At 61.6% G+C, this 8,081-nt stretch carries 4 protein-coding genes and 3 tRNA genes; 4 read left to right on the top strand and 3 right to left on the bottom strand.

Translation table 11 applies throughout. From position 1 onward, the window contains the following. Positions 1 to 550 precede the first annotated feature (550 nt). Complete coding sequence (gene clpB, locus ABZE94_RS18435; RefSeq protein ID WP_372877221.1) at positions 551 to 3,115, top strand: ATP-dependent chaperone ClpB; 2,565 nt, start codon at positions 551 to 553, stop codon at positions 3,113 to 3,115. A gap of 319 nt (positions 3,116 to 3,434) precedes the next feature. Here the strand turns inward: clpB and ABZE94_RS18430 are convergent, their stop codons facing one another. Together ABZE94_RS18430 and ABZE94_RS18425 are read right to left on the bottom strand one after the other, a co-directional pair. Then, positions 3,435 to 3,767 (bottom strand): PilZ domain-containing protein, encoded by a 333-nt coding sequence (locus tag ABZE94_RS18430; protein ID WP_372877219.1) that lies wholly within the window; start codon positions 3,765 to 3,767, stop codon positions 3,435 to 3,437. A gap of 17 nt (positions 3,768 to 3,784) precedes the next feature. Then, positions 3,785 to 6,136 carry a DUF1631 domain-containing protein gene (locus tag ABZE94_RS18425; protein ID WP_372877217.1) on the bottom strand — a complete coding sequence of 784 codons (2,352 nt, stop codon included), beginning with the start codon at positions 6,134 to 6,136 and terminating at the stop codon, positions 3,785 to 3,787. 209 nt (positions 6,137 to 6,345) lie between these two features. Here ABZE94_RS18425 and ABZE94_RS18420 point away from each other — a divergent pair. The 3 genes from ABZE94_RS18420 to ABZE94_RS18410 all read left to right on the top strand — a co-directional run bounded on the left by ABZE94_RS18420 (position 6,346) and on the right by ABZE94_RS18410 (position 6,589). Next, positions 6,346 to 6,421: transfer RNA gene (locus ABZE94_RS18420), tRNA-Asn, on the top strand. Positions 6,422 to 6,431: 10 nt separating this feature from the next. Then, positions 6,432 to 6,508: transfer RNA gene (locus ABZE94_RS18415), tRNA-Pro, on the top strand. A gap of 5 nt (positions 6,509 to 6,513) precedes the next feature. Continuing rightward, positions 6,514 to 6,589: transfer RNA gene (locus ABZE94_RS18410), tRNA-Lys, on the top strand. A 367-nt stretch (positions 6,590 to 6,956) separates the two neighbouring features. On the opposite strand, the gene xerC is transcribed toward ABZE94_RS18410, so the two are convergent. Next, a partial coding sequence (xerC, locus tag ABZE94_RS18405; protein ID WP_372877215.1) for a tyrosine recombinase XerC occupies positions 6,957 to 8,081 on the bottom strand: 1,125 nt, incomplete at its 5' end.

Here is an 8,081-nt window from a genome sequence, read left to right as displayed (position 1 = left end):
CCAGATCTGGAACAATCCGCAATCCGTAAGGTGTCACTCGCCGCAGGCAGTGCACCATGGGTTGCTCGACGCGGCGCAAAAGCTGGCGGGTTGTCGCTGCGCTCCGAGGCCGCCCTACGGACCGAACGGAACGCCAGATCTGGAACAATCCGCAATCCGTAGGGTGTCACTCGCCGCAGGCAGTGCACCATGGGTTCGTCGGCGCGGCGCAAAAGCTGGCGGGTTGTCGCTGCGCTCCGAAGCCGCCCTACGGACCGAACGGAACGCCGAATTTGGAGCAATCCTCGATCCGTAGGGTGTCACTCGCCGAAGGCAGTGCACCATTGGCTGCTCGTCGCAACACGGAAGCTGGCGGGTTGTCGCTTCGCTCCGGACGGAACGCCATCCGGGCCGCGGCGTCGAAACGCCCATCCGCCGCTGGCTATGACCCAGATCAACGTCGTCGCGCTTGAAACTCGCACAATCGGCCTCATCTAGTCTTCATCTCGGCAGGCTTTCAATACAGGGGTGTCCATCGCGCCGGCCTGCTCTTAAAAGGAAGGATGACGCAATGCGAATCGACCGATTGACCAGCAAGTTGCAACTTGCGCTATCCGACGCCCAGTCCCTGGCCGTCGGCCTCGACCATGCCGCCATCGAGCCGCTGCACCTGATGCAGGCGCTGCTCGACCAACAGGGCGGCTCGATCAAGCCGCTGCTGATGCAGGTCGGCTTCGACGTAGCCAGTCTGCGCCAGGCGCTGAGCAAGGAGCTCGATCACCTGGGCAAGATCCAGAACCCGACCGGCGACGTCAACCTGTCCCAGGACCTGGCGCGCCTGCTCAATCAGGCCGACCGCCTGTCCCAGCAGAAGGGCGACCAGTTCATCTCCAGCGAACTGGTGCTGCTTGCCGCGCTGGACGAAGGCACCAAGCTGGGCAAGTTGCTGCTGGCCCAGGGCGTGAGCAAGAAAGCCCTGGAAAACGCCATCAGCAACCTGCGCGGCGGCGATGCGGTGAACGACCCGAATGCCGAGGAATCCCGCCAGGCCCTGGACAAGTACACCATCGATCTGACCAAGCGCGCCGAAGAGGGCAAGCTGGATCCGGTGATCGGCCGCGACGACGAGATCCGTCGCACCATCCAGGTGTTGCAGCGCCGCACCAAGAACAACCCGGTGCTGATCGGCGAGCCGGGCGTGGGCAAGACCGCGATCGTCGAAGGCCTGGCCCAGCGCATCGTCAATGGCGAGGTGCCGGATGGCCTGAAGGACAAGCGCGTGCTGTCGCTGGACATGGGCGCGCTGATCGCCGGCGCCAAGTTCCGCGGCGAGTTCGAGGAGCGCCTCAAGGCGGTGCTCAACGAGCTGGGCAAGCAGGAAGGGCGGATCATCCTGTTTATCGACGAAATCCACACCATGGTCGGCGCCGGCAAGGCCGAAGGCTCCATGGACGCCGGTAATATGCTCAAGCCGGCCCTGGCCCGTGGCGAGCTGCACTGCGTCGGCGCCACCACCCTGGACGAGTACCGCCAGTACATCGAGAAGGATGCTGCCCTGGAGCGGCGCTTCCAGAAGGTGCTGGTCGATGAGCCGAGCGAGGAAGACACCATCGCCATCCTCCGTGGCCTCAAGGAGCGCTACGAGGTGCACCACAAGGTGGCGATCACCGACGGCGCGATCATCGCCGCGGCCAAGCTCAGCCACCGCTACATCACCGACCGTCAGCTGCCGGACAAGGCCATCGACCTGATCGACGAGGCGGCCAGCCGCATCCGCATGGAAATCGACTCCAAGCCGGAAGTGCTCGACCGCCTCGAGCGGCGCCTGATCCAGCTCAAGGTCGAGGCCCAGGCGCTGAAGAAGGAGGACGACGAGGCGGCGATCAAGCGTCTGGAAAAACTCAAGGAAGACATCGCCCGGCAGGAGCGTGAGTACGCCGACCTGGAAGACATCTGGAAGTCGGAAAAGGCCGAGGTGCAGGGCTCGGCGCAGATCCAGGAGAAAATCGAGCAGTCGCGCCAGGAGTTGGAGGCGGCGCGGCGCAAGGGTGATCTCAATCGCATGGCCGAGTTGCAGTACGGCATCATTCCGGATCTGGAGCGCAGCCTGCAGATGGTCGACCAGCACGGCAAGACCGAGAACCAGCTGCTGCGCAGCAAGGTCACCGAGGAAGAAATTGCCGAAGTGGTGTCCAAGTGGACCGGCATTCCGGTCTCGAAGATGCTCGAAGGCGAGCGTGACAAACTGCTGAAGATGGAAGGTCTGCTGCACCAGCGGGTGATCGGCCAGAACGAAGCGGTGGTCGCCGTGGCCAGCGCGGTACGGCGTTCGCGCGCCGGGCTGTCCGACCCCAATCGGCCGAGCGGCTCCTTCCTCTTCCTCGGCCCGACCGGGGTGGGCAAGACCGAGCTGTGCAAGGCCCTGGCCGAGTTCCTCTTCGACACCGAGGAGGCGCTGGTGCGCATCGACATGTCCGAGTTCATGGAGAAGCATTCCGTATCGCGGCTGATCGGTGCGCCGCCCGGCTACATTGGCTACGAAGAGGGCGGTTACCTGACCGAGGCGGTACGTCGCAAGCCTTATTCGGTGATCCTGATGGACGAGGTGGAGAAGGCTCACCCGGACGTATTCAACATCCTCCTGCAGGTCATGGAAGACGGCCGCCTGACCGACAGTCACGGGCGCACCGTCGACTTCAAGAACACCGTGATCGTGATGACCTCCAACCTCGGCTCCGCGCAGATCCAGGAGCTGGTCGGTGATCGCGAAGGGCAGCGTGCGGCGGTGATGGACGCGGTGAACTCGCATTTCCGTCCGGAATTCGTCAACCGTATCGACGAAGTGGTGGTGTTCGAGCCGCTGGCCCGCGAGCAGATCGCCGGCATCGCGCAGATCCAGTTGGGCCGTTTGCGCCAGCGCCTGAGCGAGCGCGAGCTGAGCCTGGAGCTGAGCGACGAGGCCTTGGACAAGCTGGTCGCCATCGGTTACGACCCGGTCTACGGTGCGCGGCCGCTGAAGCGGGCGATCCAGCGCTGGATCGAAAACCCGCTGGCGCAGCTGATCCTCGCCGGCAAGTTCGCCCCCGGCAGCACCGTCACCGGCACGGTCGAAAACGACGAAATCGTCTTCGGCTAAGCCCCGCTGCATTCATAACGCCCCGTCACGGTCAGCGCCGTGCGGGGCGTTTTTTATGGCGATGTACCCGTTATCTGTTGAGCCAGATCGCAACCTCGTGGGAGGGGCTTTAGCCGCGAAGCTTTGCTGTGTCGCGAAGAATTCGCGGCTGAAGCCGCTCCTACGGATGACGTAATAACCCGTAAAATCAATGATATACGGGTTGTTTGATGACAGGGGCTTGGCCGCGAACCGTGGTTCAAATATTCGCAGACCGCGCCGGACGCAAAGAAACACTCCCGCCCACAGCGACAGATTCTTCATGTCGTGAGACTAGCGTTTAAAGATGCTGGAGCAGCACGTCCAGCGCGGCGGCCTGGTCTTGTTCTATGTCGGTGATATGAAAACCGGCCCAGCAGTGTTGGCCGTCGGCGCCGGGGCGGCTCCATAGGCAGTCGGCGCTCAACTGGATCTCGCCAACCCCGTCGATCACCTGTTCGCTGACCAGGCGGCATTCGACCAGGCTGTCCGCTCGGTGCGGCTTGTCGCTGAACAGCATGAATCCGTCGGCAGAGAGGTCTGCCACGCGCCCGAGACGCTGGCCGGTATGCAGGTCGAAGACTTCCAGCTGCAGCTCGGTGCTGTGCCGACTGTGCTGACGACGATCATCCATAAGGGCTCCTTGGCCTGTTAGCGGGTTTTGTCCGTGCGTCCGCTAAAGCGCTGCAGCACACGATAAATGGCGTTGAGGGCGCGATCCACCAGCGGCGCATCGCGTTCAGGTGGAACGATGCGGGCCAGACCCTGTTCCATTTCGCTGGCCAGTTGGGTCAGGGGTTTGATCGCCGCCCGCTGGCCGCTGTGATCGACAAACATGTAATTGCGCGTGGTCGGGCTGAACCAGGAGAGCTTGAGCTGGTGGGGCTGGTCGTCGTCGAGGAATTCGAACCAGGTGCCGAATTCGACCTGCATCAGCTCCTGGGCGAGCGCCCGTGCGCGGGCAGACAGGCCGGACTCGCGCGGCGCCAGAGTGGCGAGCATGGCGTCATCGCCGAGCATGGCGCCGAGCGCACTCGGCGCCAGCTGCGGGGCGAAGGTGTCGGCGAGTTGCGGTTGCTTGGCCTGGGCGGCGTATTGGCTGGCGACCAGGTCCTGCAGCAAACGGCGAATGCCGTCCTCATGGTAGCCGCCGAGCAGTTGCAGGCCTTTGCGCAAATCGTCCAGCAGCGTCACGCGCAGTGTTTGCAGCTGTTGGCGACCGCTTTCATCCAGTGGCGTGCCGCTCCAGGCCAATTGCTCGGCCACTTCGCAGGCGCGCAGCCACTCGCTGCTGTTCTCGCCATGGCGGAGCAGGGCGAAGACCAGCACGTCGGTCCAGGTCAGTTCGAGAAAGTTGCGGATGATCCCCGGCGTCTGGCGGCCACTGAGGCTGCGGGCAACCACGTCGATGGCCTGCTGACGGGCGCCCAGCAGCTTGTCGCGGCCCTTGGCGGCCTCCACTGCGCGGCGTTCGCGCAGTTCGACCTTGTGCTTGAGGGTGTCGGTGTAGGCGTCGAATTGTGCGAGAAGCCCCTCGAACAGCAAGGGATCGTCGGTGTTTGCGCCGACCACCTGCTCCACCACCCATTTCATCTTGGTCAGCAGGCCGCGCTCATTGGCCTCGCTGCCATAGAGTACGCCTGCCTGGGCCATGCTGTTGAGCAGGCGGCGAGCGGGGTGCTGGTGCTGGGTGAACAGTGCCTTGTCTTGCAGCGCCACTTTCAGATAGGGGGTGTGCAGGTGGGAGAGGGTGGTCTTGTAGCTGTCGATCAGGCAGGTGTCGTCGAGGATGAAGTCGAACAGCATGCCGACCAGGTCGATCACGTCGGCCTCCTCCTCCGACAGTTTCTGTTTGCCCGGGCGCTGGCTGAAGGTTTCCAGCTGTCGCTGCAAATCGGCTTTCAAGCCTTCGACCCGTTGCGGGCTGTCCAGGCGTTGCGCCAGCTCATCGGCAGACTGGCGTTGCATGCGGTTCAGGGCGTCGAGCAGATCGCTGGCGCTGTAGGTGCTGGTGGCGTCGCGCGGGGCAAAACTGGCGATGCTGCGGGTGCCGCCGAGCAATGGTGCGTCAATATCGCGTTGGCGATGTTCGCCGAGCAAGGCGGACAGGCCCTGCAGCAGCGCGCTCGGGTTGCTCGGTGGCGGGCCGTCGAGGTCGATCGGCGCTTGCGCGGCTGAGTCCTCGGGCGCGCGTGTCGAGGGGGCGGCGTTGGCCTGGGCGGGATTGTCGCCCTGCCGTTGCTGCGGGGCGCCCGGCGTGGTGGCCGTCTTGCCCGGCCGCTCGGGATTGGCGGCACGCTGGGCGCGGTACTTGAGCGCGGGCAGTACCCCGGCGTCGATCAGGCGCTGGTTCAGGGCGTCATACACCGTGTCCAGGCTGAGCATCACGTACTGGTCGAACAAGCGGTAGAGGATGGTTTTGATCCGTAGCGGGAACGGGCTGGGCGCCAGGGCCTGGCGAAAGGCCAGGGCAATCATCTGCGGGCCGAAGGGATTGTTCTCCTCGATCAGTTGTTTGCCGTTGTTGAGCAGGGCCAGGCGCTGCTCCAGGGCAAACAGCTGCTCCGCGCAGCGTGACTTGACCTGGCTGACCATCGTGATGATCAGCAGGTTTTCCTCGTGCTCCTCTTTCTGTACCAGGGTGAGCTGTTCGGCATCCAGGTCCATGACGCTGGGCGCCAGCTTGAGCTTGCCGTCGAGAAAGTCCGAGAAATTCTGCGAGATCGTCTGGTGGTAGGCTCGTTCGATCTGCGGCCGCTGCTTGCGGATATCGCGCATGCTGTCGAAGAACAGGGTTTGTAGCTGATTGTTCTCGGCTTTTTCCGCGCACTCGAACAAGGCGTCATCGACCTGGCCGAAAACGCAGGTCAGCTGCTCGGCCAGTTGGTTCATCGCCAGCTTGCGACAACTCTGTACCAGTTCGCCAAAGCGTGGCTGAATGCCGCGGCTGGCGAGAGTCGGCGCGGGCTTTGGCGTGTTCGGTGGCGTGTCCTGGTTGCTCATGGACTTTCCTGATTGAAGCCTGTGACTAATGCATCCTGCGCTGATCATCCCCGAGGAAGATATAGCAGGCCGTCACTAACGTGCAAAGCATTGTCATAAAAGCAATTTAAGGGCTTGACAGGCGGCTGCGGAAACGTAAAATGGCGCGCCTCAGACACGGGAATCGGTTCACACCGAAGCTTAGTAGAAGAGATTTGAAAGCGCTTAGTTCCGCGATAGCTCAGTCGGTAGAGCAAATGACTGTTAATCATTGGGTCCCAGGTTCGAGTCCTGGTCGCGGAGCCAATCTTTCAATCGGGGTATAGCGCAGTCCGGTAGCGCGCCTGCTTTGGGAGCAGGATGTCGGGAGTTCGAATCCCCCTACCCCGACCATTTTTGGGTCGTTAGCTCAGTTGGTAGAGCAGTTGGCTTTTAACCAATTGGTCGTAGGTTCGAATCCCACACGACCCACCATTTTCACCATGGTGGTATGTAGTTCTAGGAAGGGTATTGCAGTGCCGTCTTGCTAGTCTTGCAGCCGTCTGGGGCGAACATTAGATTCGCTCTGGAGTGATGTCAATATGGAACAGCCCGCCTTTTTAGGCGGGCTGTTCTGTTTCTGGTGCTTTATTCCTTTCTGTAGGCGTGCGAAATCGACCCCGATGTGACCGAAAATCACAGGGGTTGCGGCCAGTTGCCTCTTCTTTGAAACGCGCTCGACTTGTCATTGACACCACTTTTCAGGCGTCAGTCGGCACCATCCCTCGCATCTGTAATGAGATCTCGCGATCAGGCTTAGATGGCGAAGTGCAGTTCGTCGGTAGCTGTGCCGAAATACCGCCTAGGGAGAAGCCCTTGCATTGGCTGTCTGTCCAAATCCCCCTGCCGTGCCGCTGCTGCGGCGGCTGAAGGTTGGTGCCCTCTGCATATTCGCTATTAGCGTGAACAGCATGTTGGTTTCGAACAGTTCCCCGGGTGGTAAGGGCGGAACCGAATCAACCGACGAGAACTCCAGCGGCATCGCGCTGCGGTCGGTCGGGGCGGTAGGCATTTGCCCTGACTCACACGGCTGTCGATTGGACGTAAGGTGCTCAATCTGTTGAATGGCCTGGTTGGCTGGCTCTCTATTAAGCCTCTGCTCCTGGTCATTTGTCGGCTGGGGTATTGCTCCACTGCTATCTACCCGACGCACATGCTTTAGAGCGCCTTGGGCAAGGCTACGTTCATGCAGGACAGCACGCATGTGGTCGTAGTCCGCCTCGATGTAGTTCATCGTTGTAGCAATGTTCGTGTGATTCAACAGGCTCTTGGTCAGGTGGATATTCCGCTCCGGCTGCTTCATTAGATCCGTGGCCAGCGTGTGGCGAAACCTGTGTGGCGTCATTCTCACGCCGATCTTGTCGGTGAGCTTCCGGTACATCGCTTCCACCTGGTCGATGTTCATTTCCTTGCGGTGGTAATGCCGAGAGAAGCGATTGACGTTGAACAGCAGGTCATCCGGTGCAAAGCCAGCGCCCTTTGCCTCGTCCAGGAGGCGTCGTAGGTGTGGTGCCAGGCCCTCCATGATCGGCACCGAGAATTCACGGTGTGTTTTCTCTGTTTCACCACGAACAAGGATCATCTGCTTGTCCCAGTCAATGTCCTTGTAGCGCAGGCAGAGCAAGGCATTCAGTCGGATGCCTGTGTAGTAGAACATTTCGAAGGTGGCCAGCCAGAACCAGGCCGGCGTGATCTTGCTCCTGTCGCCGGTGCATTGCTCTAGGTCCACCAGTGAGGTGAGCCAGCTCCGTGCTCGTTGAATAGCGTCACCGGCGACTGTCTTGCTCGGTCGCTTGGGCGGTATCACGGTGGTCTTCTTGAACGGGTTGATCGAGGTATGGGTCAGGGTTCCATGCTCGAGGCCATACCCCCAGATGGTGCGCAGGTGGTTGGAGTACGTATTCCAGCTCCGTTTGGACAAACCATT

The organism is Pseudomonas sp. (assembly GCF_041601375.1).
GTDB lineage: Bacteria > Pseudomonadota > Gammaproteobacteria > Pseudomonadales > Pseudomonadaceae > Aquipseudomonas.
This window is presented reverse-complemented; position numbering and strand designations above follow the sequence as displayed.

Bases quoted from the DNA above. Each gene is read 5' to 3' on its own strand.
- clpB (WP_372877221.1), top strand. From the start codon at position 551: ATGCGAATCGACCGATTGACCAGCAAGTTGCAACTTGCGCTATCCGAC.
- ABZE94_RS18430 (WP_372877219.1), bottom strand. From the start codon at position 3,767: ATGGATGATCGTCGTCAGCACAGTCGGCACAGCACCGAGCTGCAGCTG.
- ABZE94_RS18425 (WP_372877217.1), bottom strand. From the start codon at position 6,136: ATGAGCAACCAGGACACGCCACCGAACACGCCAAAGCCCGCGCCGACT.